Here is a 24,955-nt window from a genome sequence, read left to right on the forward strand (position 1 = left end):
GCCGGGGCGGGACGTGGCCCGGGGGGACCTGACACACCGATGCGCATCGCCTTTCTGCTGCACAACGCCTATGGCGTCGGCGGCACCATCCGCACCACCTGCAACCTGGCGGGGGCACTCGCCGCCGGGCACGAGGTCGAGGTCGCCTCGGTCTTCCGCAGCCGGGAGAAGCCCGCCTTCGCCTACGACCCGCGGGTGCGGCTGCGCCCGCTCGCCGACCTGCGCACCGAGAACCCGGCCCGGCTGCGCGACGACCCGCGGGCCGGCCGCCCCGCCAGGGTCTTCCCGCGCGGCGACCGGAAGTACGGGGAATACAGCGCGCTGACCGACGACCTGATCGGCGAGTACCTGTCGGGGCTGGACGCCGACGTGGTGGTCGGCACCCGGCCGGGGCTCAACGTGCACATCGCCAGGCAGGCCCCGCGGCGCCTCGTGCGGGTGGGCCAGGAGCACCTGACGCTCGACACCCACTCCACCCGGCTCACCGCGGCCCTGCGCCGCCACTACCCGGCCCTGGACGCGGTCACCACCACCACGGAGGCCGACGCGGCCGTCTACCGCCGCAGGATGCCCGGCATCCGCGCCACCGGGGTGCCCAACGGTGTGCCGTCGGCGGGCGACGCGGTCTCCGACGGCACGGCGCCCGTCGTGGTGGCGGCGGGACGGCTCGCCGAGGCCAAGCGCTACGACGACCTGATACGCGCCTTCGCCACCGTGGCCGCCGCCCGCCCGGACTGGACGCTGCGGCTCTACGGCAAGGGCGCGCGGCGGGCGGCGCTGGACGCCCTGATAGCCGAACTGGGCCTCGGCGATCACGTGCGGCTGATGGGCACCGCCGCGCCCATAGAGCCGGAATTGGCCAAGGCGTCCGTCCTGGCCGTCACGTCCTCCGTGGAGTCCTTCGGGATGACGATCGTGGAGGGCATGCGCGCCGGGCTGCCGGCGGTCGCCACCGACTGCCCGCTGGGCCCGCGGGAGATCGTCAGGGACGGGGTGACCGGGCTGCTGGTGCCGCCGCGGGACGTCCCCGCGATCGCCGCGGCGCTGCTGAGCCTGATCGGGGACGACGAGCGCCGCGGGCGGATGGGCCGCGCCGCGCTGGCCGCGGCGGACGCGTACGACCCGGCGGTGGTCGCCGAGCGCCACCTGCGGATCTTCCGCGGACTGCTGGACGCCCGGCGCCGCCCGGCGGCGGGCCCGAGGGCGGCCCTGCGCGCCACGGGGACCCGTGCGGTGTGGTCGGTGCTGACGGGGGTAGACGCCATGGCGGCGGCCCGCAGGGCGGCGGCCAGAAAGGCCGGGCGCCGGGCGCTCGGCCGCTGACGCGTGCGCCGAATCGCAATCCGTTCCGCATACCGGTCACCTGGTGACGGCAGGCCGCGGAGAAGTTGTGCCGAAGTTGTGCACACAGGAAATTCATTGACCGGCTGGTATTCGCTCCCACGGCTGTACGGAAAAGCACGATCCGTGACACGTGACAGCCGACCGGCCGCGTACACCCGTCCGGAGGCCTACCGTGGCAGGCATGGCGCCCTCACCGCACCCCCACGACCCGGACCCCTCCGACCCGACCCCCGGCGACCGGCCGCAGCCCTTCCCGGCCCCCAACCCGCAGGACGACCTCGACTCCTACGCCGGCCTCCCGTACGAGCAGGCCGAGCGGCGGGCCTACGACCGCGGGTGGCGGACCGTGCGCGGCCTGCCGCCGGACGCGGTGGTCACGATGGAGTACGTGGCGGGGCGGCTGAATTTCACGGTCGCCGACGGCCGGGTGCGGCGCTGCTGGATGGGCTGAGCACCGCCTGCACACAAACGGGCCGGACGCCGTACGGGATACGGCGCCCGGCCCGTTGGGCCGTTCGGGGCGGGTCAGCCGACGACGCCCCGGCCCCGCGAGGCCTGCTGGTGGACCAGCGGCGGGGCCGGGCGCGGGCGCTCCTGAGGCCGGCGGCTGCCTGCCGGGGTGCCCGGGGTGCGCTCGTGGCGGCCGGTCGGCGGGCGGCCCGGCGCGTGCGGGCTGTTCGCCCCGGGTGCGGTGGCCGCCGCGGCGGGATTCGCCGCCGCGGCCGCGCTGCCCGCGGCCATCGAGTGCCGGGTCGCGGGCGTGGCGGCCTCGTCCTCCTGCCGGGCGAGCGCGCCGGCCGGCATCGCCTGCCGCGCGAGGCTGTGCGAGCGCCGTCGCCGGCGGGCCCAGGCGGTGCTCAGGAAGGACTCGGCCGAGGCCATCGCCGGCTCGAACCACGGCAGCGCCAGCAGGATCAGCAGCCCCGCGGCCCAGCCGAGCAGGACGTCGCTCACCCAGTGCGTGCCGAGGTAGACCGTCGTCGCGCCCACGCCGAGCGCCAGCAGCGCGCTGGCCACCGACCCCCAGCGCCTGGCCCGCGGTGTGGTGGCCAGGTACGCCAGAACGCCCCAGGTCACGACCGCGTTGGCGGTGTGACCCGAGGGAAATATGTCGCCGCCGGCGAACATCTCGGCCGATCCGACGGTCGTCGCGTAATGCGGTCCGAGCCGTCCGAGGCCGTATTTCACGGCCCCCACGGTGATGTTCAGAAGGAGGAGTGAGGTGCCGAGCACCAGCAGGGGGTGCAGGGTGCGGTGGCGCCACGCCCGCCAGCCCAGCCAGGCCAGCACCATCACGGCGGTGGGGCCGCGCTGGCCGAGAACCACGAAATAGTCCAGGAATGCGTGGATCTGGGGCCATTGTTTGTAAGGACGCCAGAGCATGACCTGCCAGTCGAGCGTCACCAGCTTGGAGGTGGTGAGGACGCCCACGACGATGGCCACGTAGACCGCCAGCGTCGCACCGAACAGCCATACGCGTGTTCGACTCATCCGCGCCAGGGCGCGGCTGGTCGGGCGCTCCGCGTCGCGGTGGAGCCTGTCATCGGTACGCACCCAATCGACGTTACAGCGTGTGACGGCATTGGTCGGCCGAACGGCCTGCTTTGTAATGACGATGTGATGTGGACTGCGTCTCACCACCCCTTTGGCTGACGGGGTTTCGACGGAATACGGGAAGCTCTGGAGTTTATGTTCGGGTGTTGATCCTCACAGTGCCGCGTTCTTATTTATCGCTTATTTCCCCGCCCTTTCTCCGGAGTTTCCCGTCCGATGGCCGGTACGCCGTGTCCGGACGGCCGCCTCCGCCGCTCGGGCGCCGCGCCGGACCTCGCGTACGCTGGCGACTCACCCGTACGTGGAGGTAGGCCTATGGCGCGGCCGGTCAGCCGGTGGACCGTCCTGGTCGTCCTGTGCGTCAGCCTGCTGATCGTCGCGCTGGACGCGACCGTGCTGCACGTGGCGGTGCCGGCGCTCACCGAGGACCTGCACCCCGGCGCCCAGGACCTGCTGTGGATCGTCGACGCCTACCCGCTGATCGCCGCCTCGCTGCTGATCCTCTTCGGGACGCTCGGCGACCGGATCGGCCGCCGCAAGGTGCTGCTCACCGGCTACGCCCTCTTCGCCGCCGCCTCCGCGCTCGCCGCCTTCGCGACGACCCCGCACGTGCTGATCGCCGCCCGCGCGCTGCTCGGCGCGGGCGGCGCCATGATCATGCCCGCCACGCTGTCGATACTGCGGCAGGTCTTCCCCGACCGTCGGGAGCGGGCGCTGGCCATCGGCATGTGGAGCGCGGTCGCCGCGGTGGGCGCCGCCGTGGGGCCGGTGCTCGGCGGCTTCATGGTCGAGCACTTCTGGTGGGGCTCGGTCTTCCTGGTCAACATCCCCCTGATGGCGGTGATGCTGGTGGCGGGCCGGCTGCTGCTGCCCGAGTCGCGCGGCGGCTGCGACGGCCCGTGGGACGTGCTCGGCGCGGTCACCGCCGCGCTCGGCGTGCTGGGTGCGGTCCTCGGCGTCCAGCGGCTCGGCGCGGGCGCGGCGCCGCTGGAGGCCTCGGTGTGGCTGCCGCTGCTGGCCGGCGCCGCCCTGCTGGTGGCGTTCGTACGCCGCCAGCGCCGCCGCAAGCACCCGCTGATCGACATGCGGATGTTCGCCCAGCCTGCCTTCACCACCTCGGTCGGCTGCATCGTGCTGGCGATGCTCGCCCTGGTCGGCCTGGAACTGATCGCCGTGCAGTACCTGCAACTGGTCCTCGGCCTGAGCCCCTTCGACACCGGCCTGCGGCTGCTGCCGCTGACCTTCGCCGCGATGGCCGCGGGCCTGGCCGGCGCCCGGCTGCTGCAGCGCTTCGGGCCGCGCCGGATGGTCGCGGGCGGCTTCCTGCTCACCGCGCTCGCCGTGCTGTCGCTGACCGTGATGGGCGAGCACGACCGGCCGCTGCTGCTGACCGCCGCCTTCGTGATGCTCGGCGCGGGCCTGGAGACCACGCTCTTCGGCGCCTACGAGTCGATGCTCAGCGAGGCCCCCGCCCACCAGGCGGGCGGCGCGGCGGCCATCGGCGAGACCTCCTACCAGCTCGGCGCCGGCATGGGCATCGCACTGCTCGGCAGTGTGATGAACGCCGCCTACGCCCCGCACGCCGCCGGCGTCGGCGCCGCAGACACCGCCGCGGCCGGCCAGTCGCTGGGCGAGGCCTACGACGTCGCCGACCGGCTCGGCGGCGGCAGCGGCGCCGCGCTGCGGCACGCCGCCCGGCATTCCTTCGTCTTCGGCATGCATCTGACGCTGCTGGTCAGCGCGGTGCTGCTGGTCGCGGGCGCCTGCGCGGCGCTGCGGCTGCCGCGCGCCATGGAGTGCGCCCCGCGCGACACCCGGCCCGCGCTCAGCCGCGACGCGCAGCTCCCGGCACGCCAGGCGGCGCCGACGGCCGTACGCTCTGGACGCGCGGCGGACTGAACCGTAACGTCGGCCCCGAGCCCGTCATTACCACTGCTAGTTTTTCCGGCCGGAGGTCCCTGCCATGCCGCCCGCAGCGAAAGCGTCCCCGTCCGGCCTGCCGCCGTTCGACCCCTACGACCCGCTGGGCCTGGACGACCTGCTGACCGACGAGGACCGCGCGGTCCGCGACACCGTCCGGGCCTGGGCCGCCGACCGGGTGCTGCCGCACGTGGCCGGCTGGTACGAGCGCGGCGAGCTGCCCGTCATCCGCGAACTGGCCCGCGAGCTGGGCGCGATCGGGGCGCTCGGCATGCCGCTGACCGGCTACGGCTGCGCGGGCGCCAGCGCCGTGCAGTACGGCCTGGCCTGCCTGGAGCTGGAGGCCGCCGACTCCGGCATCCGCTCCCTGGTCTCGGTGCAGGGCTCGCTCGCGATGTACGCGATCCACCGCTACGGCTCCGAGGAGCAGCGGCAGCGCTGGCTGCCGCCGATGGCCGCCGGCGAGGTCATCGGCTGCTTCGGGCTCACCGAGCCCGACCACGGCTCGGACCCGGCGGGGATGCGCACCCGCGCCCGCAGGGACGGTTCCGACTGGGTGCTCGACGGCCGCAAGATGTGGATCACCAACGGCTCGGTCGCCGGCGTCGCCGTGGTGTGGGCGCAGACCGACGACGGCATCCGCGGCTTCGCCGTCCCCACCGACGCCCCCGGCTTCAGCGCCCCCGAGATCCACCACAAGTGGAGCCTGCGCGCGTCGGTCACCAGCGAGCTGGTCCTCGACGGCGTACGCCTGCCCGCCGACGCGGTGCTGCCCGGCGTGACCGGGCTGCGCGGCCCGCTGAACTGCCTGAGCCACGCCCGCTACGGCATCGTGTGGGGCGCGATGGGCGCGGCCCGCGCCAGCTTCGAGGCGGCGCTCGACTACGCCCGCGGCCGCGAGCAGTTCGGCCGGGCGATCGGCGGCTTCCAGCTGACCCAGGCCAAACTGGCCGACATGGCCGTCGAACTGCACAAGGGCATCCTGCTGGCCCACCACCTCGGCCGCCGGATGGACGCGGGAAGGCTGCGCCCCGAGCAGGTCAGCTTCGGCAAGCTCAACAACGTCCGCGAGGCCATCGACATCTGCCGCACCGCCCGCACGGTGCTCGGCGCCAACGGCATCTCGCTCGAATACCCGGTCATGCGGCACGCCACCAACCTCGAATCGGTGCTCACCTACGAGGGCACCGTCGAGATGCACCAGCTGGTGCTGGGCAAGGCGCTCACCGGACTCGACGCCTTCCGCGGCTGACGGCCGGCCCCGCGCGGGCGCCACCGCGAGGTGCTTTGTCGACACGGAGCCGTGTCTACATGTGCACCCGCGGCAGGGCCCGGTCGAGCCACCGCGGGAACCACCAGTTGGAGCGGCCCATCAGGAACATCGTGGACGGCACGAGCAGCAGCCGTACGACCGTCGCGTCCAGCACCACGCTGACCGCCAGGCCCAGCGCCAGCATCTTGACCACCACCGTGGGCGACACGGTGAAGGACAGGAAGACCGCGGTCATGATGAAGGCCGCGCTGGAGATGACCCGGCCGGTCGCCGACAGGCCCGCGCCCACCGACCTGGTGTTGTCCGCGGTGCGGTGCCACGCCTCGGAGATCCGCGACAGCAGGAAGATCTCGTAGTCCATCGAGAGCCCGAAGACGATCGCGAACATCATCATCGGCACGTACGACTCGATGGGCACCGCCTCGGGCAGCCCCAGCGCTCCGGTCGCCCAGCCCCACTGGAAGACCGCGACCAGCACACCGTAGGAGGCGCCGGTGGTCAGCAGGTTGAGCACGACCGCCTTGAGCGGGATGACCAGGCTGCGGAAGACCGTCATGAGCAGCAGGAAGGCGGCGAGCAGCACGATGCCGATGATGATCGGCAGCCGGTCCTTGACCGTGTCGCGGAAGTCGAACTGCGCCGCGGCGGTGCCGGTGACGTAGCCGTGGGCGCCGGTGCCGCGCAGCGCGTCGGACAGCACATGGCCGGTCAGCGCGTTGAACAGCCCGCCGGTGGCGGCCGACTGGGGATCGCCGGCCGGGGTGACCGTGCCGACCAGCAGCTTGCCGTCGGAGGTCGGCTGCAGCGCGGTGGCCTCGGCGATGTCCGGGGTGTCCTGCAAGGCCTTGTTCACGTCGTCGGCGATCTGGCTGGCCGGGACCCCCGACTGCGAGACGTCCACGACGACGGTGAAGGGCGCGTTGGCGCCGGGGCCGAAGCCGGGGCCCCGGGCGCCGGCGATCAGGTCGAAGGCGATCCGGCTGGTGCTGCCCGACTTCGCGGCGCCGTCGTCGACATGGCCGAGCCGCATCGAGAACAGCGGCACGGCGAGCACCGCGAGCAGCGCGACCCCGCAGGCCAGGAAGACCGCCGCGTGCCGGGAGACCAGCTCCGCGTAGCGGTGCCAGCTGTCGCTGTCGCCCGCGGTCTCGGCGACCGGCCGCCGCCGCACCTTCCAGCGGTCGATGGCGCGGCCGGTCAGCGCCAGCGCGGCGGGCACCAGGGTCAGCGACGCGGTCGCGGTGATCACCACGGCGATCGTGGCGGCCAGCCCCAGCTTGCCGATGAAGCTCAACCCGCAGGCGTACAGGCTCATCAGCGCCACCGCGACCGTCGTGGCGGCCACCAGCACGGCGTGGCCGCTGGTGGAGGAGGTGCGCACGACCGCGTCGGCGGGGGAGCGGCCCTCGATCAGGTCCTGCCGGAAACGGGTCGTCAGGAAGAGGGCGTAGTCGATGCCGACGCCCAGCCCGATCATGGTGGCCAGCGTCGGCGCCGCCGTGGCGAAGGTCACCACGCCGGCCACGATGCCGACCACGCCGATCCCCACCAGCACGCCGACCAGCGCGGACAGCAGCGGCAGGACGGCGGCCAGCAGACTGCCGAAGACCAGCAGCAGGATCACCAGGGCCGCGCCGATACCGACCAGTTCGCTGGTCAGGTCGTCGGCCGGGGCGGTGGTGACCTGGTCCAGGCTGCCGCCGTAGGCGACCTGGACGCCGTCGGACCTGGCGGGCGCGGTCGCCTTGTCGAGCTGGTCGACATAGCCGTGGCCCAGTGCCTTCAGCTGCTCGTCGAAGGTGACCGTGCTGTACGCGGTCGCGCCGTCCTTGCCGGTGACCGGGGAGGAGGCGCCGGTGGCGTGCGGCATCGCCTTGAGGCCGGTGATCGCGGAGTCCACCGCCTGCTGGTGGTCCGCCACCGTGCCGCTGCCGGTGTGGAAGACGACCAGGCCGTTCGGGGCCGCGGCCGCCGGGTCGGACGCGGTGAGCAGGTCGGCGCCGGTGTCCGACTGGCTGCCGGGAAGGCTGAGCTGGTCGCTGAAGGTCGCCCCGACGATGTGCCGGCCGCCGAGCGCGGCCACCAGCAGCATCAGCCACAGCCCGATCACCCAGGGCGCGTGCCGGGCGCAGAAGCCGCCGAGCCGGGCGAGCCCGCCGGCGGGGGCGCCGGGCGGTGCCGCGGCATCGGACGCGGGAGCCGGCGCGGGCGGGACCGACGGCACGGGGCCTCCAGAAGACGGTCGGAAATGTCCCGAGTCTTGCGGAAACCGGAGGGAGGACGTGGCCGACAGGCCGTGCGGTCGAGGGGCGCGTGGCCGGGGGGCCGTGCGGTCGGGGGCGCGCGGACGCGCCGGGCAGGACTCCCACCGGCCGCGGTGGGCGGTCCGGTGAGAGCCCTGCTCAGTTCTGGTTGAAGAAGCCGTCGCCGCCGCGGCGGGAGTCGGCGTTGAGCACCGAGTAGTCGGCGGGGGTCAGCAGGAAGACCCGGGTCGCGACCCGCTCGATGGAGCCGCGCAGGCCGAAGGTGAGGCCGGCGGCGAAGTCGACCACGCGCTTGGCGTCCGCCGACTCCATGCCCGTGAGGTTGACGATCACCGGCACGCCGTCGCGGAAGAGCTCACCGATACCGCGTGCGTCCCGGAAGCCGTCCGGGGTGACGGTGGCGATCCGATGACCCTGCTCCTGCGCGGACTCGGTGGCGACCCGCACCCGCGGATCGGTCACCCAGGTCTCGGCACGCTCGGAGCCCTCGCCGTAGTCGGCGTACTCCTCGTCGTAATAACCCTCGCCACCGTTGTCGTCGACGAGGCCCAGCCAGGCACTCGCCCGTCGAACCGATCCCATGGACGCCTCCTCTCTCACACGCGGTCAGTACCGTCCGTCCGCAAGTCCTATCGTCGTGCATGATGTGGATGGCGCGCCAAGCGGATAGCCGCCACTCAGGCGAGTTGTGACGGTACTGGCACACACGATAGTGGCGTACCGTCAGCCCGCCGGAGGTGTAGGGAAGGTGACGATCCGATGGGAACGCATTTCACGTCCGGGTGACGACCAGGGCCGTACGGCCCTGCGCAGACCGTCTGCCCAGCCGTGCAGGTACCCATCATGCATTCCCTGACGATGATCCGACAGGCGATAACATGACCGGCTGTCGGTTGAACGAGTTTCGGCGTGACCCGCGGGAATTACGGGACGCGCGGGGTCCCCGGGGGGAATGAATGTTCGGCATCATCAGGCCGTGCCGCCACCGAATGTCGGAGGGAATGGCCGCATCCTGGCTCGCGCATCTGTGCGGGCTGTGCCTCGCGCTGCGGGACGGGCACGGCCAGGTCGCGAGAATCGCCACCAATTACGACGGCCTGATCATCTCGGTCCTGGTCGAGGCGCAGACCGCCGCGACCGCGGACCTGCGCAGGACCGCGGGGCCGTGCCCGCTGCGCGGCATGCGGACCGCGCCGGTCGCCACCGGCGAGGGCGCGCGGCTCGCCGCCGCGGTGTCGCTGGTGCTCGCGTCGGCGAAGATGCGCGACCACGTCGAGGACCGGGACGGCGCCTACGGGCGGCGCCCGGTCGCCGCCGCGGCCCGCGGGGTGGCCCGCCGCTGGGACCGGGCGGGTGCGCGGACCGGCGGGGACCTCGGCTTCGACACCGCGGTGCTGGTCGACGCGGTCGGCAGGCAGGGCGCGGTCGAGGCGGCGGCCGGCGCGGGCACCCCGCTGATCGCCGTCACCGAGCCCACCGAGACCGCCACCGCCGCGGCCTTCGCGCACACCGCCGTCCTCGCGGGCCGCCCCGCCAACAAGGCGCCTCTTGAGGAGGCGGGCCGCCTCTTCGGCCGGCTCGCCCACCTGCTGGACGCGGTCGAGGACCTGGCGCAGGACACCCGCTCCGGCGCCTGGAATCCGCTCACCGCGACCGGCACCGACCTCACCGAGGCCCGCCGGCTCTGCGACGACGCGCTGCACGGCATACGACTGGCCCTGCGCGACGCCGACTTCGCGGGCCCGGCGTCGGGCGGGCTGGCCCACGTACTGCTGGTCCACGAACTGGGCCGCTCGGTGGACCGCGTCTTCGGCGCCGGGGGCTGCACGCACGCGCCGCAGCCCGGCGCCGCGGTCCAGGGCGGCGGCAACCCCTTCGGCGGGAACCCGTTCGCGCCGGGTGCTCCCGGCCAGAGCCCCTACGCCCCCGGCGGCCCCGACCACGGCTTCCCCGGCGGCTTCCCGCCGCCCGAGCCGCCGCGCCCGCGCCGCGGGCTGCTCGCCGGCTGCGCGGTCTTCGCGGGCCTGTGCTGCACCTGCCGGCTGTGCTGCGCCGAGCACGAGAACCCGTGGAGCAGGGAGCGCAAGGACCCCTGGTGCGACGACTGCGACTGCGACGGCTGTGACGACTGCTGCAACTGCTGCAACTGCTGTGATGGGTGCGACGGTTGCGACTGCTGCGATTGCAGCTGCTGAACCGGCCGCGGAACCGCTCGGCGAGCAGGGTCCACGGGGATGTCACACCGTGCGGGGAGCCCGAGGGAGGGGCGGGGAAAGGCGAAGCATGCGTGTGTGAAGGCCGGACGATCCGTCGAGGCGGGTCAGCGACCGCAACACGAGGCCGACCACACCCGACCGAAGTCGATGTGGTCGCGGGTGACGAGCCGACAGCTGCGCATGCCCACAGTGCAGCAGCAGCCCCCGCGATCCGTCAACCGCGGTGAGACGCGCTGTCCACGGGCTGGACATGCTTGACAGCGGGTGTCGGCGGCGGCTTAGCCTTCGGTGAAGCCCCTGGTGGCCCAGTCGCGTTGAGGGACGCGGCGGCTGTGTGAAGGCACCACCCGTGCCACTTCCGCGTGTCGACGGAGCCTTCGCATGCCTGCCCACTCGTATCCCTCCGCACCCGTCTCCTTCCCCGCAGCCGCGCCGGGCCGCCCCCGCCGCACCCTGCACCTGGCCGCCGCGATCGGCGGCGGGCCCGCGGGCCACGGGGCCGCCTGCTACCGGGACCTCGCCCGGCTCGCCGAGGGCGGCGGCCTGGACTTCGTCACGCTGGAGCTGGGGCCCGCCGACGGCGCGGGGCCGCTGGACGCGCTCGCGCTGCTCGCCGGGGTGGCGCCCGCGACCGGCAGGATAGGCATCGTGCCCGCCGTGTCCGCGGGCGGCGCCGAGTCCTTCGACGTCGCCGTGGCCGTGGCCACCCTGGACTGGGTCAGCCGCGGCCGGGCCGGCTGGCGGCTCGCGGTGCCGGGGCCGCCCGCGGGGCCCAGAAGACGCGGGCGGCAGCCGGAGCGGCCGGCCGCGGTGTGGCGGGCGGCCGGCGACACCGCGGCCGCGGTCACCGGGACGTGGCGCGGGCTGTCGCCGACCGCCCCGGTCACCGTGCTCGACGCGACCGAGCCCGCCGCCCGCGGCCTGGCGGCCCGATACGCCGACGTCGCCGTCGTGCGCACGGCCCGGCCCGAGCGCGCCGGGCTGGTCAGGGCCGAACTCCACGGGCTCGCCGCCGAGGCGGGCCGCGACCCGGACCGGCTGCTGGTGCTCGCCGAGATGTCGGTGGACCTCGGCGGCGGCGAGGTCGGCGCGGAGCCCGGCGCCGAGATCGCGCTGCTGGCCGACCCCGCGGGCGGCGTGCTCTTCCGCGGCGGCCCGGTCGACCTCGCCGAGCTGATCGCGGACTGGCAGCGGCAGGGCGCGGTCGACGGCTTCCACGTCCGCCCGGTCCGGCCCGCGCGCGACCTGGAGCGCTTCGTCAACGGCACGGCCGCGCTGCTCCAGCACCGCGGCCTCTTCCGCTCCTTCCACCCCGGGGCGACCCTGCGCGAACACCTCGGCCTGCACCGCCCCGCGCGCCGCGGGGTGCCGTCGTGACCGCGGACCGGGCGCCCGCCGCGACACGGCAGCTGCACCTCGCCGTCCAGCTGCCCGGCGCCGGCGGGGAAGGGGGGCCGTGGCCCGACTTCGACACCTGCGCCGCGCTGGCCAGGGCCGCGGAGCGCGGCCTGTTCGACTTCCTGCTGCTCACCGGCGGCGCCCGGACCGGTGGCGCCCGGCCCGCCGCGTACGGCACCGGTACCGCGAACGACGGGTGGGCGGGGCCGGAGAGCAGCGGCCCGGAACCCGTCACCGTGCTGCACGCGCTGGCCGCCGTCACCAGCAGGATCGGCCTGGCCGTGGCGGTCCCGGTGGCGGCCGCCGGCCGTGAGCCGTACGACCTGGCCCGCAGGATCGCCGGGCTCGACCGGGCCAGCGGCGGGCGCGCGGGCGGCCCGCCGGGGCGGTTCGGCGAACCGGCGGGTCCGCAGGGGCGGCCGGTCGCACTGGCCTTCGGCGGTACGGCCGAGGTGGTGATCACCGGGCTCGGCGGCCTCGTGTCCGCCGCCCGGCGCGGCGCCCGGCGGGCGCGGGTGCTGTCCCGCCTCGACCTGGCCGCGGGCGCCGCCGCCACAGCGGCTGCGGCACGCGACCTCGCCGACCGCCTGCACGCGCAGGTGCAGAGCGCCGCCACGGACGGCTTCGTCCTGCGCCCCGACCCGTCGGCCGGGGGCCGCGGCCTGGACGCGTTCGTCGAGCGGGTGGTGCCGCTGCTCCAGCAGCGCGGGTCGCTGCGCACGGCGTACGCGGGGACCACGCTGCGGGACCACCTGGGGCTGCCCCGGCCGGTGGGTTAGCGGCCCCAGGGGGCGGCCCCGGGGCGCGTGCCCGAACCGGCGTCATATGCCGGTACGCCCGGCGCACTTGGGGCCGCCGGGGCGCGTGTGTTTCCAGGAGGTTGCCGGTGCTCTGGCCCTCTTGTGTGTTCCCTGTGAGGCCTGAATACTCCCATGAGTGCCCGTCAGGCTTGATGTGGCGTTCATTTATCGGTACCCGCCTGACTGTACATCGACAAAATTCCCCCTCCACCCCCACAGGAGGAACGAGTGAAGTCCACCCGACGCATACAACTCCTCGCCGTCACCACCGGCATGCTCGCCGCGACCGCGTTCGCCCTTCCGTCCGCCAACGCCACCCAGGCCGCAGGCAGCGCGAAGGCGACCCCGGAAGCGGCGGCGTCGCTCGCCGCCCACCTCGGTGCCGACCGCACCGCGGGCACGTACGTCGACAGCGCCACCGGCACCTCCGTCGTCAACGTCACCACCACGGCCGCGGCCGACGCCGTCCGCGCCGCGGGCGCCACCCCCCGGCTCGTCACCCACAGCGCCGCCCAGCTCACCAAGGCCGGCGACGCCACCAGGGCCGCCGACATCGCGGGCACCGCCTGGTCGGTCGACCCGCGCAGCAACACCCTGGAGATCAGCGCCGACAGCCGGGTGACCACCGCCCAGCTGGCCGCGCTCACCAAGTCCACCGCGTCCTACGGCGACGCCGTCCACATCACCCGGGTGTCCGGCACGTTCAGCAAGCTGCTGTCCGGCGGCGACCCCGTCCTCACCACGCAGTGGCGCTGCTCGGTCGGCTTCAACGTCCGCAGCGGCAGCACCTACTACTTCCTGACCGCGGGCCACTGCACCCAGGGCCTCCCGGCCTACTACACCAGCTCGGGGACGTACATCGGCCCGACGGTCGGCACCAGCTTCCCCGGCAACGACTACGGCATCGTCCGCTACGACAGCTCCGTCGCCCATGACGGCACCGTCGGCAGCCAGGACATCACCAGCGCCGCGAACGCCTTCGTCGGCGAGGCCGTCAAGCGCCGCGGTTCCACCACCGGCATCCACAGCGGCACCGTCCAGGCGCTCAACGCCACCGTCAACTACGGCGCCGACGGGATCGTGTCCGGCCTGATCAAGACCAACGTCTGCGCCGAGCCCGGCGACAGCGGCGGCTCCCTCTACGACGGCACCAAGGCCATCGGCCTGACCTCCGGCGGCAGCGGCAACTGCTCCTCCGGCGGCACGACCTACTTCCAGCCGGTCACCGAGGCACTCAGCGCGTACGGCGTCAGCGTCTTCTGACCCGGCCCCGCCTGCCCGCTGCCCACCCGCGCCCCCGCCGTACGGCCGTACGGCGGGGGCGTACGGCTGCTGCCCCGCCGCGCTTGCGGTCAGTACCTGTCCGCGACCGCTGGCACACTGGCGGCATGCTGGAAACCTCCGCACGGCTGCTGCGCCTGCTGTCGCTGCTCCAGTCCCGCCGCGACTGGAGCGGTCCCGAGCTGGCGGAGCGGCTCGACGTGACCGCCCGCACCGTCCGGCGTGACGTCGAACGGCTGCGGGCGCTCGGCTACCCGGTGCACGCGGCCCCCGGCACCGCCGGCGGCTACCGGCTGGGCGCCGGCGCCGCGCTGCCGCCGCTGCTGCTCGACGACGAGGAGGCGGTGGCCGTCGCCCTGTGCCTGCGCACCGGCGCGGGCGGCACCGTCGAGGGCATCGAGGAGACCTCGGTCCGCGCCCTGGCCAAGCTCGAACAGGTGCTGCCCTCCCGGCTGCGGCACCGCGTCCAGTCGATGCAGGCCGTCACCGTGCAGTCGCGCCGCCCGGGGCCGACGGTCAACCAGCGGGTGCTCACCGCGCTCGGCGCCGCCTGCCGGGACCGCGAACGGCTGCGCTTCGACTACCTCGACCACGGCGGCGCCGCCAGCCGCCGCACGGTCGAGCCGTACCGCCTGGTGCACCACGGCCGCCGCTGGTATCTGCTCGCCTACGACGTCGACCGCGACGACTGGCGCACCTTCCGGGTCGACCGCGTCGAGCCCAAGTCCCCCACGGGGCCGCGCTTCACCCCGCGGGAGCTGCCCGAGGACGCGGCCGCCTACGTCGCGAAGGGCGTCACGTCGCGCGCCTACCGCTACCAGGCGGTGATCGTGCTGCACACCTCCGCCGACGCGCTCGGGCAGTACAACTGGTCCGGCTTCGGCACCGTCACCGCGCTCGACGACCGCAGCTGCGAACTGCGCACCGGTTTCGAGTCGCTCGACGCCCTCGCGATGTACGCCGGCATGCTCGGCGTGCCCTTCGAGGTCAGGGAGCCGCCCGAACTGGCCGACCACCTGCGGGCGGTGGCCGCCCGGCTGTCCCGGGCGGCCGACAGCGCGGCGGAGGGCGCGGGAACGGCCGTCAGTCCAGCGGACCGCTGATCGACCCGAGCGCCCCCATCCCGTACGCCCGGTTCGCGCGCAGGCTGATCACCAGCCGCTTGTCGGAGACCATCGCGGCACGGTATTCGTCCCAGTCCGGGTGCTCGCCGGCGATCGCCCGGTAGACGTCGACCAGCTCCTCGACGGTCGCGTCGTGCGGGTCCGCGGCCACCGGGGTCACCTCGGCGTCGCCCTCGGCGACCAGGTACGTGCCCAGGTCGGGGGTGGCGACGTAGAAGCTGGCCCGCGGGTCCCGGCGCAGGTTGCGGGTCTTGGCGCGGTCGTCGGTCGCCGAGATCCGGATGGTCCGGGTGGCGTCGTCGAAGGTGAACGACACGTTGGACAGCTGCGGCCTGCCGTCCTTCTTGAGGGTGACGAGCACTCCGGTGTGCTGCTTGCGCAGCAGGTCGAGCAGCGAGTCGGTGGCGGGGTCCTGGCTCAAGGTCGCTCCTGGGGGTCGTTCGGTACGGGCTTGTCCGGTGCGGGTGCCCGCGGTCCGGGTCCGGCCCCGGTCTCCGCGCCGGGTCGGGCGTCGGGTTCCGTGGGTCCGGCGTCCGGTCCGGCATCGGGTTCCGCGAGGGGGAACGCCATCACCGTCGCGCCGATTCCGACCGTACCCGGGGCGTGCGGGGCACGGGCGGCGTCGTGCAACTCGCCGAAGAGCGCGGCCAGCCGGTGCCTGAAGTCCGTCCAGACCTCGGGCGCCACCCACAGCTCCGCGTCCGAGGTGACCCCCGCGGCGCCGGGGAGCAGGCGGCCCGCCCGGTCCCGCAGGTTGTGGGCCATCGCCTCGGCGATCAGCCGGGCCCCCTCGTGGCGCTGGTCCGACAGCGGGGAGCCGTGCACCGCCCGGTAGCGGCGCTCCCGCCCGCCCCGGTTGGCCCGCACCTCGGCCAGTTCCACCAGGCCGACCGCGTCGAGGCGGCGCAGGTGCTGGCTGGCGAGCGCGTGCGAGATGCCCAGCTCGCGGGACAGCTCGGCGGCGGACAGCGGGACGTTCCAGACCAGGGAGACGATACGCAGCCGCACCGGGTGGGCGAGGGCGCGCAACAGGGGATCGGTGGCGGTCATGAGCCCATTACACCGCTCCGGGCGGACGGATGCGGGGATTGTCCGGCAGACCCCCAAGCAATAGGTTGGGAGTCATGACGGTGCGGAAGGTGCTGCGGGACCGCGGCGCGGCCACGTATCTGGGCGGGATCCTGGTCTCCGGTTTCGGGGACTCGGCGATGACGCTGGCCGCCGGTGTCTGGGTGAAGACGCTGACCGGGTCGAGCGGCCTGGCCGCCGCGGTCACCGCCTGCGTGTGGGCGCCCACCCTGGTGGGGCCGCTGCTGGGCACCGTCGCCGACCGGGTGCGCCGCAGACGGCTGCTGATCGGGGTCAGTGCCGCGCTCGCCCTGCTGCTGCCGGCCCTGCTCGCGGTCCGCTCCGGGCGGGACGTCTGGCTGCTCCTGCTCGTGCTCACCGCGGTCGGCGTCGGCTCGGTGCTCATGGACGCCGCCGAGGCGGGGCTGGTCGTCACCGCCGTGCCCCCGGCGCTGCGCGGCGACTTCAACGGGCTGCGGACGACCGTCAACGAGGCCGTGAAGCTGCTCGCCCCGCTGGCCGGCGCGGGCCTCTTCCTGCACTGGGGCGGCGGCGCGGTCGCCCTGCTCGACGCGGCCACCTTCGTCCTGGCCGCGCTCGCCTTCACCGCGCTGCGGATCCACGAGGAGCCGCCCGCCCCGCCGGCCGGCGGCTGGCGCGCGCAGACCGCGGAGGGCGTGCGGGCGCTGCGCGGCAATCCGCTGCTGGTACGGCTGGTGGGCGCGGGGGCCGTCGCCATGCTGCTGTCCGGGATCAGCGGCGCCGCGATCTACGAGCTGGCCGACGCCGGCCTGCACCGCCCGCCCGCCTTCGTCGGCGTGCTCTACGCGGTCCAGGGCGCGGGCTCGATCGTGGCGGGGACCGTGGCGGGCGCCGTCATGCGCCGGCTGCCGGAGCGCGCCTTCGCCGCCGCCGGCCTGCTGCTCTTCACCACGGGCGCCGCCCTGCGCGCGATCCCCTCGCTGCCGGTCGTGCTCGCCGGCACCCTGGCGATCGGCGTCGGCCTGCCCTGGGTGATCGTCGCCGTCTTCACCGCCGTGCAGCAGCACACCGGGCCCGCGCTGGTCGGCCGGGTGGCGGCCGTCGCGGGCACGGTGGTCTTCGGCCCCACCGCGGCTTCCGCGGCGCTGGGCGCTGTCCTGGTCGCCCTGGCCGACTTCCGGCTGCAGCTCGTCGCGGTCGGAGCGGCCGGCCCGCCGGCGGCCTGGCTCCTGCTCCTGCGCCGCCTGCCCGCCACCCCGACGCCGGAGGCGCCGCCCGCGGCCCCGGCGCGTACGGCCGGCGTCGACCCGAGCCGTACCGGCACCGGCTGACGGCCCGGGGCGTACGACCGGCCGGCCCCGGGCCGTTCCGGCGGACACGGCCGCCTCGGCTCGTGACGAACGTCATGGCGGCCGGGGCGCCGCGGCCGCCGGCGCCAAGTCCGTTGCCGGGCCGGGCAGATGGCCGGAAACCTCTTGATCCGGCCGCCGCTTCTCGCGGCCGGATCGTTCGACACGCGCTCTTTCGGCTCGCTGACCTGGAGCGACCGCGATAAGCTAATCGAACGAACGTGCGAGGAACGTTTCGGGTGGATGGCTGAAAAGGGGTGGAGTGTGGAGGTGCGGCATGGCGGGCTTCGCCCATCTGCATGTCGCGTCCGGTTACTCCGAGCGGTACGGCGCCGCGCACCCCGAGCAGCTCGCCGAGCGGGCGGCCCGGCGCGGGATGACGGCGCTGGCGCTGACCGACAGGGACACCGTCACCGGGGCGGTGCGGTTCGCCGAGGCGTGCGCGGGGGCGGGGGTGCGGCCGGTCTTCGGGATCGACCTCGCCGTGGCCGCGCTCGTGCCGCCGCCCCCGGCCCAGCGGCAGCGGACCCCCGCAAGGGGCGGCGCCCACGTGGCGGAGCCGCCGCTGCGGTTCGTGCTGCTGGCCAGGGACAAGGAGGGCTGGGCGCGGCTGTGCCGGATCACCAGCGCCGCCCATGTGGGCACCGCGAGCCGGGCCGCCCCCGTACAGGTGTCGTGGGACGCGCTGCGCGAGCACGCCGGCCAGGGGCTGATCGCGCTGCTCGGGCCGCTCTCGGAGCCGGTGCGGGCGCTGGCGGCCGGACGGGAGGACGTCGCGGTGAAGCTGCTGCGGCCGTGGCAGGAGCTGTTCGGCGAGGACCTGCGCCTTGAGGCGGTCGTCCACGGCCGCCCCGGCACCGGCCCCGGCTCCCTGCGGCTGGCCGCCAGGACCCTCGCGCTCGCCGACCGGGCCCGTACGACCGCGGTCCTGGCCAACGCCGTCCGCTATGCCGACCCCGAGCAGCACCGGCTCGCCGACGTCCTCGACGCCGCCCGGCTGCTGCGGCCCATCGACGGGCGCCGGCTGGACGGCGGGCAGCGCTGGCTCAAGGGCGGGGAGGAGATGGCACGCGTCGCGCAGGAGATCGCCGAATGCGCGGGGAAGGGGCCGCGCCGGGCCGGGCGGCTGCTCGCCGACACCGCCGCCACCGCGGCCGCCTGCCGGCTGTCCCCCCGGGACATCGGCCTGGGCACCCGGCACTTCCCCGAGGCGGAGACCGTCGGAGCCGGCCGGGGCGGCGTGGCCGAAGCGCTGCGGGAGAAGTCGGCGGCAGGCCTGGTCCGGCGCGGACTGCACCACGACCGTGCCGCACGCGAGCGGATGGCGGAGGAGCTGGACATCATCACCCGGATGGGTTTCGACGCGTACTTCCTCGCCGTCGGCCAGGTGGTCGCCGACATCAGGGAGCTGGGCATCCGCGTCGCGGCCCGCGGCTCGGGCGCGGGGTCGATGGTCTGCCACGCGCTGGGCATCGCCACGGCCAACCCGCTCGACCACCGCCTGCTGTTCGAGCGCTTCATGAGCCTGCGGCGCGACTCGCTGCCCGACATCGACATCGACGTGGAGTCCGCGCGCAGGCTGGAGTGCTACGACGTGATCTTCCACCGGTTCGGCCACGAGCGGGTCGCGGTCACCGCGATGCCCGAGACCTACCGGGCCCGCAGGGCGCTGCGCGACACCGGCCTCGCGCTCGGCATCCCCCCGGCGGAGGTGGACCGCATCGCCAAGAGCTTCCCGCACGTGCGGGCGTCCGACATCACCAGCGCGCTGGCCGAACTGCCCGAATTGCGCGGGCTCGCCGCCGAGGCGCCCCGGTACGGGCCGCTGTGGGAGCTGGCCGAAGGGCTCGACTCGCTGGTGCACGGCATGGCCATGCACCCCTGCGGGGTCATCATCAGCGACGCGACGCTGCTCGACCGCCTCCCGGTGCAGCCGACCCCGCAGGGCGACTACCCGATGGTGATGGCGGCGAAGGAGGAGGTCGAGGCGCTGGGCAACATCAAGCTGGACGTGCTCGCGGTGCGGATGCAGTCCGCGATGGCCCACGCCGTCGCCGAGATCGAACGGGCCACCGGCGACCGTATCGACCTGGACGACCCGGGGCAGGTCCCGCTGGACGACGTCTTCGCCTTCAAGCTCATCCAGCAGAGCCAGACGATCGGCATGTTCCAGCTGGAGTCGCCGGGACAGCAGGACCTGCTGTCCCGGCTGCAGCCGCGGGACGTGCAGGACGTCATCGCCGACATCAGCCTCTTCCGCCCCGGCCCGGTCCAGGGCGGCATGCCCGAGCGGTACATCGCCGCCCGGCACGGCGGCGACCCGCACTACGCCCACGAGGACCTGGAGCCGGTGCTCGCCGACACCTACGGCGTGACGATCTGGCACGAGCAGGTCATCGAGACGATCAGCGTCCTGACCGGCTGCGACCTGGCGATGGCCGAGATCGCCCGGCGGGCGCTGGGGGACGGCGAGCGGCTGCCGAGGATCAGGGACTGGTTCCACCGCGAGGCGGCCGCCCGCGGCTACACCCCCGAGGTCCGCGACCGGGTCTGGACGAGCGTCGAGGCCTTCGGCGCCTACGGCTTCTGCCGGGCGCACGCCGTCGCCTTCGCCGTGCCCGCCCTCCAGTCGGCCTGGCTGAAAGCGCACTTCCCGGCCTTCCTGCTGGCGGGGCTGCTGGAGCACGATCCGGGGATGTGGCCCAAGCGGGTCATCGTCTCCGACGCCCGGCGCCGCGGGGTCCAGGTCCTGCCGGTCGACGTCAACCACTCGACGGCGGAGCACACCGTGGAGCGGGCCGACGGGGACCGGTGGGGAGTACGGCTCGCGCTGTCCGGGGTGCACGGGATCGGCGCGGACGAGTGCGCGCGGATCGCCGCGGGCCGGCCCTACGGATCGCTGTCGGACTTCTGGCAGCGGGCACACCCCAGCCGGCCGGTCGCCGAACGCCTCGCCGGGATCGGCGCCCTGCGCGGGCTGCACGACGGCCGGCTGACCCGGCGGGACCTGCTGCTCCAGATCGCCGAACTCCACCGGCAGTCCCGGGTCCGCACCGCGGGCAAGGGCCAACTGCCCATCGAGGCGGGCGCGGTCGGCGGGGCGGACCCGAGCGGCCTGCCGGAGATGACCGGGCGGGAAGCCCTCGACGCGGAGCTGGGCACCCTGGGCATCGACGTCTCCAGGCACCTGATGGAGCACCACCACCGCCTGCTGCGGGAGATCGGCGCGACCGACGCCGCCCACCTGGCCGACCTGCGGGCCGGACAGCAGGTGCTGGTCGCCGGGGTGCGCGCCTCGACCCAGACCCCGCCGATCGCCAGCGGCAAGCGCGTCATCTTCGTCACGCTGGAGGACGGTTCCGGGATGGTGGACCTGGCGTTCTTCGAGGACTCCCACGAGGCCTGCGCGCACACGGTCTTCCACTCCGGGCTGCTGCTGGTCCGCGGCACGGTCCAGGTCCGCGGCACCCGGCGCACCGTCGTCGGCACCATGGCCTGGGACCTGGAGCGGATCGCCGCCGCCCGGCGCGACAACGGCCCCGAGGCGGCCCTCGCGCTGCTCGGCGCGGACAGCCCGCAGCCCACCCCCGCGCAGCCGCGGCGCACCCTCGCCGACGGCACGGCGGGCGCCCGGCTGCACCCCTACGCCGACCTGCAGCCCGCCGGCAGCCGCTCGGCCGACCTGCGCAAGCTCGGCCACCGCAGCCCGGGGAGCGCGGGATGAGGACGCGCCACATCGCCCATCTGCACCTGCACGGCGACCTCGGCGAAGAGCGGTACGCGGACGTGCTCGACCTGCTGGCCGGCATCACCCCGCACGTCCAGGCCTTCCCGCCCGACGCCGTCCAGCTCGACCTGACCTCGGCGCTGCGGTACTTCGACCGCGACGCCTACGGCCTGGTCCAGATGGCGAAGCTCAGGCTCATGGGCCTGTACGGCATCGAGAGCAGCGTGGGCCTGGCCGGCAACCGCATGCTCGCCGCCATGGCGGCAGCGGTGTCGGAGCCCGGACACACCACGCGGATCCCCCACGGCCAGGCCGCCACGGACGCCTGGCTGCGGCACCGGCCGGTGACCGCGCTGCCCGGCGTCGGCCGGGTGACCGCCGCCACCCTCGGCAAATACGGCCTGCACACCATCGGCCACGTCGCCGACCTCCCCGCCGCGACCCTCCAACGCCTGCTCGGCGCCGGCCCGGCCCGCCTCCTGGCCGACCGGGCCCGGGGCCGCGACCCCCGCCCGGTCACCCCGCAGGCTCCCGCGGCCCGCATGACCGCGGACCTCGTCCTCGACCGCGACTGCCTCGACCCCGTGCGGCACCACCGCGCCGTACTCGGGCTCGCCGAGGAAGTCGGCCGCAGGCTGCGGACCGAGGCCCAGACCACCGGCCGGCTCACGCTCACCCTCCGCTACGCCGACCAGAGCGCCACGGCCCGGACCCGCGCACTGCCCGAACTCACGGCACACTCGCCCCTGCTGGCCGCCACCGCCCTGGGCCTCCTGGCCTCCCTCGGCCTGCAACGCGCCCGGGTCCGCGGCTACGCGCTGACCGCCGACCGCCTGCGGCCCGCCGCCGACGCCACCCGCCAGCTCAGCCTCGACCCCGCCGACACCCGCGCCCACGCCGCCGAAGCCGCCGCCGACCGCGCCCGCCGCCGCTTCGGCCCGTACGCGGTGAGCCCGGCGACCCTGGCCGCCGGCGGACAGCGGGCCGAGGACCGGGAAAGCACGAGGTGACCGCCGGGGAGACGGTGCGCCCGGGGCGAGCGGCCCCCACCGACCCGGCAGGCTTCCGCCGGGTCGCCGGGAACCTCCCCGGGGGCGGTGGCGCGAGCCGCCGATTTTTTACCCGCGCGTAGCTATCCCTCACTTCCTACTCGTGCGTAACTTGCCATGGGCCCGGCAAGTCTGTGATCCGGATCACAAGGCGAAATGTACCCTCATGTCTCTGACCTGCGAGGAGTTCCTATGAAGCTGCCCTGGTGCCGGTTCCTGGCCGCGCTTTCCCTCACGGCGGCGGCGGTACTGGTCCCCACTGCCGCCGCGTCCGCCGGCCCGGCGCCGTCCAGCGGCTGGAACGACTTCTCCTGCCGCCCCTCGGCGCAACACCCCCGCCCCGTCGTCCTGGTGCACGGCACCTTCGCCAACGGCACCGACAACTGGCTGGTCCTCGCCCCCTACCTGGTCGATCGCGGCTACTGCGTCTACTCCTTCGACTACGGCATGCTGCCCGGCGAGAACCTGATCGGCGGCCTCGGGCCGATCGCCGACTCCGCCCGGCAGCTCTCCGCCTTCACCGACCGGGTGCTCGCCGCGACACACGCCCCCGAGGCCGACCTCGTCGGCCACTCCCAGGGCGGCATGATGCCGAACTACTACCTGAAATTCCTCGGCGGCGCCGCCAAGGTGAACTCCCTGGTCGCACTGGCCCCGGACAACCACGGCACCACCCTCGACGGCCTGACGAAGCTCCTCCCGTACTTCCCCGGCGCCGCGGAACTCCTCCGGACCGCCACCCCCGGCCTGGCCGACCAGGTGGCCGGATCCCCCTTCATCCGCGCGCTCAACGCCAACGGCGACACGGTGCCAGGAGTGCACTACACCGTGATCTCGACCATCTACGACGAGGTCGTCACGCCGTACACGTCCCAGGCGCTGTCCGGGCCGGACGTCCACAACGTGCTGCTGCAGAACCTGTGCGCGGTCGACGTCTCCGAGCACGCCGCGATCGGCCTGACCGACCGCATCGCCTTCCACGAGGTGGCCAACGCGCTCGACCCCGCGCACGCGACGACGACGAACTGCCTGTCGGCCTTCAGCTAGGGTCTGGCCGACGAGCGCTGTCAGTGCCCGGTGGCAGGCTGCTCCCATGACCACCGACACCGCGGGACGCGAGTTCTGGGACGCCGCAGCCGACCGATTCGACGACGAGCCCGACCACGGCCTGCGCGACCCGCGGGTCAGGGACGCCTGGGCGATAAGGCTGCGGTCCTGGCTGCCCGGCCGGCCGTCGGACGTGCTCGACCTCGGCTGCGGCACCGGGAGCCTCGCGCTGCTCGCCGCGACGGACGGCCACCGGGTGACCGCGGTCGACCTGTCGGAGAAGATGGTCGCGCAAGCGCGCGTGAAGCTCGCGGGCACCGGCGCCCGTGCCGTGGTCGGCGACGCGGCGCGGCCGCCGGTCGGCATCCGCCGCTTCGACGTGGTGCTGGTCCGCCACGTGCTGTGGATGCTGCCGGACCCGGCCGCCGTGCTCCGGCACTGGACGCGGCTGCTGCGGCCCGGCGGCAGGCTCGTGCTGATCGAGGGCCGCTGGGGCGCCGTCAGCCCGGTCGGCATCACCGCGGACGCCCTGGCCCGCCTGACCGCGGGCCTCGGCGGGTCCACCGCGATCCACCAGCTCGGCTCCGACCCCGCGCTGTGGGGCCGCGAGGTCGCCGACGAGCGGTACGCGGCGGTGGTCAGGCCCGCCCCGCCGCGACGGCACACCGAGATCGTCGACGTCCATCTGATCCTGCTGCGCGGGCGGGACGTCCTGCTCGCCCGCCGGGCCGGCACCGGATATGCCGACGGGCTGCTGCACGCGCCCTCGGGGCACCTGGAGGACGGCGAGGACGTCAGGGCCGGGATGATCAGGGAGGCCGCCGAGGAGATCGGCCTCGACCTGGCACCGCACGAGCTGGAGGCTGCGGTGGTGATGCAGCACCGCAGCCCCGGCGGCAGCCCCAGGATCGGCTGGTTCTTCACCGCCCGGCTCGCCGCGGGCGCCGAGCCGGTCAACCGCGAGCCGGACAAGTGCTCGGGCCTGGGCTGGTATCCACTGGACGACCTGCCGCACGACATGGTCGCCTACTGCCGCGCGGGCCTGGACGCCTACCGGGCGGGAGTGCCCTTCCTGACGCATCTGCACGAGAGCGGCGACCGGATCGACTTCGACGCGGACGGACCGGACCGGGCCGTCCCCCTGGCGTCTCCGGTTGTGCCAGGATCCCCGATATGACGCTGGAGATCACCATCGACGCGGCCTCGGCCGTCGCACCGTACGAGCAGGTGCGCGGCCAGATCGCGGAGGAGGCGCGCGAGGGGCGGCTCCCGGTCGGCTACAAGCTGCCCACCGTCCGGGGCCTCGCCGAGCAGTCGGGGCTCGCGGCCAACACCGTCGCCAAGGCCTACCGGGCACTTGAGGCGGACGGTGTGATCGAGACCCGCGGCCGGCACGGCACCTTCGTGGCCGCCGCCGACGCCCGTGCCCGCGAGGTGGCCGCGGCCGCCACGGCGTATGTCGAGCGGAGCCGCCGCCTCGGCCTGGACCCCGCGGCGGCCCGCGCCGCCGTGGAGGAGGCGCTGCGCGCCGCGTACGGAGACTAGTGTCCCGTCCCCCA

At 74.6% G+C, this 24,955-nt stretch carries 19 protein-coding genes and 2 pseudogenes; 16 read left to right on the forward strand and 5 right to left on the reverse strand.

Translation table 11 applies throughout. The features are described from left to right. Positions 1-39 precede the first annotated feature (39 nt). Positions 40-1,323, forward strand: coding sequence for a glycosyltransferase family 4 protein (locus tag OG900_31640; protein WUH94236.1), 1,284 nt, complete (start codon positions 40-42; stop codon positions 1,321-1,323). 202 nt (positions 1,324-1,525) lie between these two features. Further along, a complete protein-coding gene (locus OG900_31645) occupies positions 1,526-1,795 on the forward strand; it encodes a proteinase inhibitor I78 (GenBank protein WUH94237.1) in 270 nt (89 codons plus the stop codon). Between the two features lie 74 nt (positions 1,796-1,869). On the opposite strand, the gene OG900_31650 is transcribed toward OG900_31645, so the two are convergent. Then, entirely contained in the window at positions 1,870-2,898 is a 1,029-nt protein-coding gene (locus OG900_31650; protein ID WUH94238.1) for a phosphatase PAP2 family protein, read from the reverse strand. Positions 2,899-3,213: 315 nt separating this feature from the next. Here OG900_31650 and OG900_31655 point away from each other — a divergent pair, with 315 nt between their 5' ends. Together OG900_31655 and OG900_31660 are read left to right on the forward strand one after the other, a co-directional pair. Further along, positions 3,214-4,797: an MFS transporter gene (locus OG900_31655; protein WUH94239.1), complete on the forward strand. Its 1,584-nt coding sequence runs from the start codon at positions 3,214-3,216 to the stop codon at positions 4,795-4,797. A 64-nt stretch (positions 4,798-4,861) separates the two neighbouring features. After that, complete coding sequence (locus OG900_31660; protein WUH94240.1) at positions 4,862-6,070, forward strand: acyl-CoA dehydrogenase family protein; 1,209 nt, start codon at positions 4,862-4,864, stop codon at positions 6,068-6,070. A 55-nt stretch (positions 6,071-6,125) separates the two neighbouring features. Here the strand turns inward: OG900_31660 and OG900_31665 are convergent, their stop codons facing one another. Together OG900_31665 and OG900_31670 are read right to left on the reverse strand one after the other, a co-directional pair. After that, positions 6,126-8,315, reverse strand: coding sequence for an MMPL family transporter (locus tag OG900_31665; protein WUH94241.1), 2,190 nt, complete (start codon positions 8,313-8,315; stop codon positions 6,126-6,128). Positions 8,316-8,493: 178 nt separating this feature from the next. Next, the gene (locus tag OG900_31670; GenBank protein WUH94242.1) at positions 8,494-8,937 is read right to left on the reverse strand and encodes a cell division protein SepF; all 444 of its coding nucleotides are present in this window, start codon (positions 8,935-8,937) and stop codon (positions 8,494-8,496) included. Between the two features lie 374 nt (positions 8,938-9,311). Here OG900_31670 and OG900_31675 point away from each other — a divergent pair, with 374 nt between their 5' ends. The 6 genes and pseudogenes from OG900_31675 to OG900_31700 all read left to right on the forward strand — a co-directional run bounded on the left by OG900_31675 (position 9,312) and on the right by OG900_31700 (position 15,153). After that, positions 9,312-10,550: a DUF5685 family protein gene (locus OG900_31675; GenBank protein ID WUH94243.1), complete on the forward strand. Its 1,239-nt coding sequence runs from the start codon at positions 9,312-9,314 to the stop codon at positions 10,548-10,550. Positions 10,551-10,952: 402 nt separating this feature from the next. Next, positions 10,953-11,948, forward strand: coding sequence for an LLM class flavin-dependent oxidoreductase (locus OG900_31680; GenBank protein ID WUH94244.1), 996 nt, complete (start codon positions 10,953-10,955; stop codon positions 11,946-11,948). Further along, positions 11,945-12,340: pseudogene (locus OG900_31685) on the forward strand (LLM class flavin-dependent oxidoreductase). The gene OG900_31680 and the pseudogene OG900_31685 overlap by 4 nt, the downstream one beginning before the upstream one ends. A 228-nt stretch (positions 12,341-12,568) precedes the next feature. Then, positions 12,569-12,748, forward strand: a pseudogene (locus OG900_31690) (F420-dependent methylene-tetrahydromethanopterin reductase). Between the two features lie 249 nt (positions 12,749-12,997). Continuing rightward, positions 12,998-14,032, forward strand: a complete 1,035-nt coding sequence (locus OG900_31695; GenBank protein ID WUH94245.1) for a S1 family peptidase — start codon at positions 12,998-13,000, stop codon at positions 14,030-14,032. A gap of 125 nt (positions 14,033-14,157) precedes the next feature. Next, positions 14,158-15,153, forward strand: coding sequence for a YafY family transcriptional regulator (locus OG900_31700; GenBank protein WUH94246.1), 996 nt, complete (start codon positions 14,158-14,160; stop codon positions 15,151-15,153). Here the strand turns inward: OG900_31700 and OG900_31705 are convergent. Beyond that, a complete protein-coding gene (locus OG900_31705; GenBank protein ID WUH94247.1) occupies positions 15,134-15,595 on the reverse strand; it encodes a PPOX class F420-dependent oxidoreductase in 462 nt (153 codons plus the stop codon). The genes OG900_31700 and OG900_31705 overlap by 20 nt on opposite strands. After that, positions 15,592-16,224, reverse strand: a complete 633-nt coding sequence (locus OG900_31710) for a winged helix-turn-helix domain-containing protein (protein WUH94248.1) — start codon at positions 16,222-16,224, stop codon at positions 15,592-15,594. Before OG900_31710 ends, OG900_31705 begins: the two co-directional genes overlap by 4 nt. A 74-nt stretch (positions 16,225-16,298) precedes the next feature. On the opposite strand from OG900_31710, the gene OG900_31715 reads away from it, so the two are divergent. The 6 genes from OG900_31715 (at position 16,299) to OG900_31740 (ending at position 24,941) form a co-directional block, all read left to right on the forward strand. Then, positions 16,299-17,555, forward strand: coding sequence for an MFS transporter (locus OG900_31715; protein ID WUH94249.1), 1,257 nt, complete (start codon positions 16,299-16,301; stop codon positions 17,553-17,555). Positions 17,556-17,850: 295 nt separating this feature from the next. Continuing rightward, the gene (gene dnaE / locus OG900_31720) at positions 17,851-21,297 is read left to right on the forward strand and encodes a DNA polymerase III subunit alpha (GenBank protein WUH94250.1); all 3,447 of its coding nucleotides are present in this window, start codon (positions 17,851-17,853) and stop codon (positions 21,295-21,297) included. After that, positions 21,294-22,310, forward strand: a complete 1,017-nt coding sequence (locus OG900_31725) for an ImpB/MucB/SamB family protein (protein WUH94251.1) — start codon at positions 21,294-21,296, stop codon at positions 22,308-22,310. Before dnaE ends, OG900_31725 begins: the two co-directional genes overlap by 4 nt. A gap of 231 nt (positions 22,311-22,541) precedes the next feature. Next, positions 22,542-23,396: an alpha/beta fold hydrolase gene (locus OG900_31730; GenBank protein ID WUH94252.1), complete on the forward strand. Its 855-nt coding sequence runs from the start codon at positions 22,542-22,544 to the stop codon at positions 23,394-23,396. A gap of 46 nt (positions 23,397-23,442) precedes the next feature. Next, a complete protein-coding gene (locus OG900_31735; protein ID WUH94253.1) occupies positions 23,443-24,573 on the forward strand; it encodes a methyltransferase domain-containing protein in 1,131 nt (376 codons plus the stop codon). Further along, positions 24,570-24,941 (forward strand): GntR family transcriptional regulator, encoded by a 372-nt coding sequence (locus tag OG900_31740; GenBank protein WUH94254.1) that lies wholly within the window; start codon positions 24,570-24,572, stop codon positions 24,939-24,941. Before OG900_31735 ends, OG900_31740 begins: the two co-directional genes overlap by 4 nt. Positions 24,942-24,955: the final 14 nt, after the last annotated feature.

The sequence above is a fragment of the Streptomyces sp. NBC_00433 genome (genome assembly GCA_036015235.1).
Taxonomy (GTDB): domain Bacteria; phylum Actinomycetota; class Actinomycetes; order Streptomycetales; family Streptomycetaceae; genus Actinacidiphila.

Bases quoted from the DNA above. Each gene is read 5' to 3' on its own strand.
- OG900_31640 (WUH94236.1), top strand. From the start codon at position 40: ATGCGCATCGCCTTTCTGCTGCACAACGCCTATGGCGTCGGCGGCACC.
- OG900_31645 (WUH94237.1), top strand. From the start codon at position 1,526: ATGGCGCCCTCACCGCACCCCCACGACCCGGACCCCTCCGACCCGACC.
- OG900_31655 (WUH94239.1), top strand. From the start codon at position 3,214: ATGGCGCGGCCGGTCAGCCGGTGGACCGTCCTGGTCGTCCTGTGCGTC.
- OG900_31660 (WUH94240.1), top strand. From the start codon at position 4,862: ATGCCGCCCGCAGCGAAAGCGTCCCCGTCCGGCCTGCCGCCGTTCGAC.
- OG900_31670 (WUH94242.1), bottom strand. From the start codon at position 8,937: ATGGGATCGGTTCGACGGGCGAGTGCCTGGCTGGGCCTCGTCGACGAC.
- OG900_31675 (WUH94243.1), top strand. From the start codon at position 9,312: ATGTTCGGCATCATCAGGCCGTGCCGCCACCGAATGTCGGAGGGAATG.
- OG900_31680 (WUH94244.1), top strand. From the start codon at position 10,953: ATGCCTGCCCACTCGTATCCCTCCGCACCCGTCTCCTTCCCCGCAGCC.
- OG900_31700 (WUH94246.1), top strand. From the start codon at position 14,158: ATGCTGGAAACCTCCGCACGGCTGCTGCGCCTGCTGTCGCTGCTCCAG.
- OG900_31710 (WUH94248.1), bottom strand. From the start codon at position 16,224: ATGACCGCCACCGATCCCCTGTTGCGCGCCCTCGCCCACCCGGTGCGG.
- OG900_31715 (WUH94249.1), top strand. From the start codon at position 16,299: ATGACGGTGCGGAAGGTGCTGCGGGACCGCGGCGCGGCCACGTATCTG.
- dnaE (WUH94250.1), top strand. From the start codon at position 17,851: ATGGCGGGCTTCGCCCATCTGCATGTCGCGTCCGGTTACTCCGAGCGG.
- OG900_31725 (WUH94251.1), top strand. From the start codon at position 21,294: ATGAGGACGCGCCACATCGCCCATCTGCACCTGCACGGCGACCTCGGC.
- OG900_31730 (WUH94252.1), top strand. From the start codon at position 22,542: ATGAAGCTGCCCTGGTGCCGGTTCCTGGCCGCGCTTTCCCTCACGGCG.
- OG900_31735 (WUH94253.1), top strand. From the start codon at position 23,443: ATGACCACCGACACCGCGGGACGCGAGTTCTGGGACGCCGCAGCCGAC.
- OG900_31740 (WUH94254.1), top strand. From the start codon at position 24,570: ATGACGCTGGAGATCACCATCGACGCGGCCTCGGCCGTCGCACCGTAC.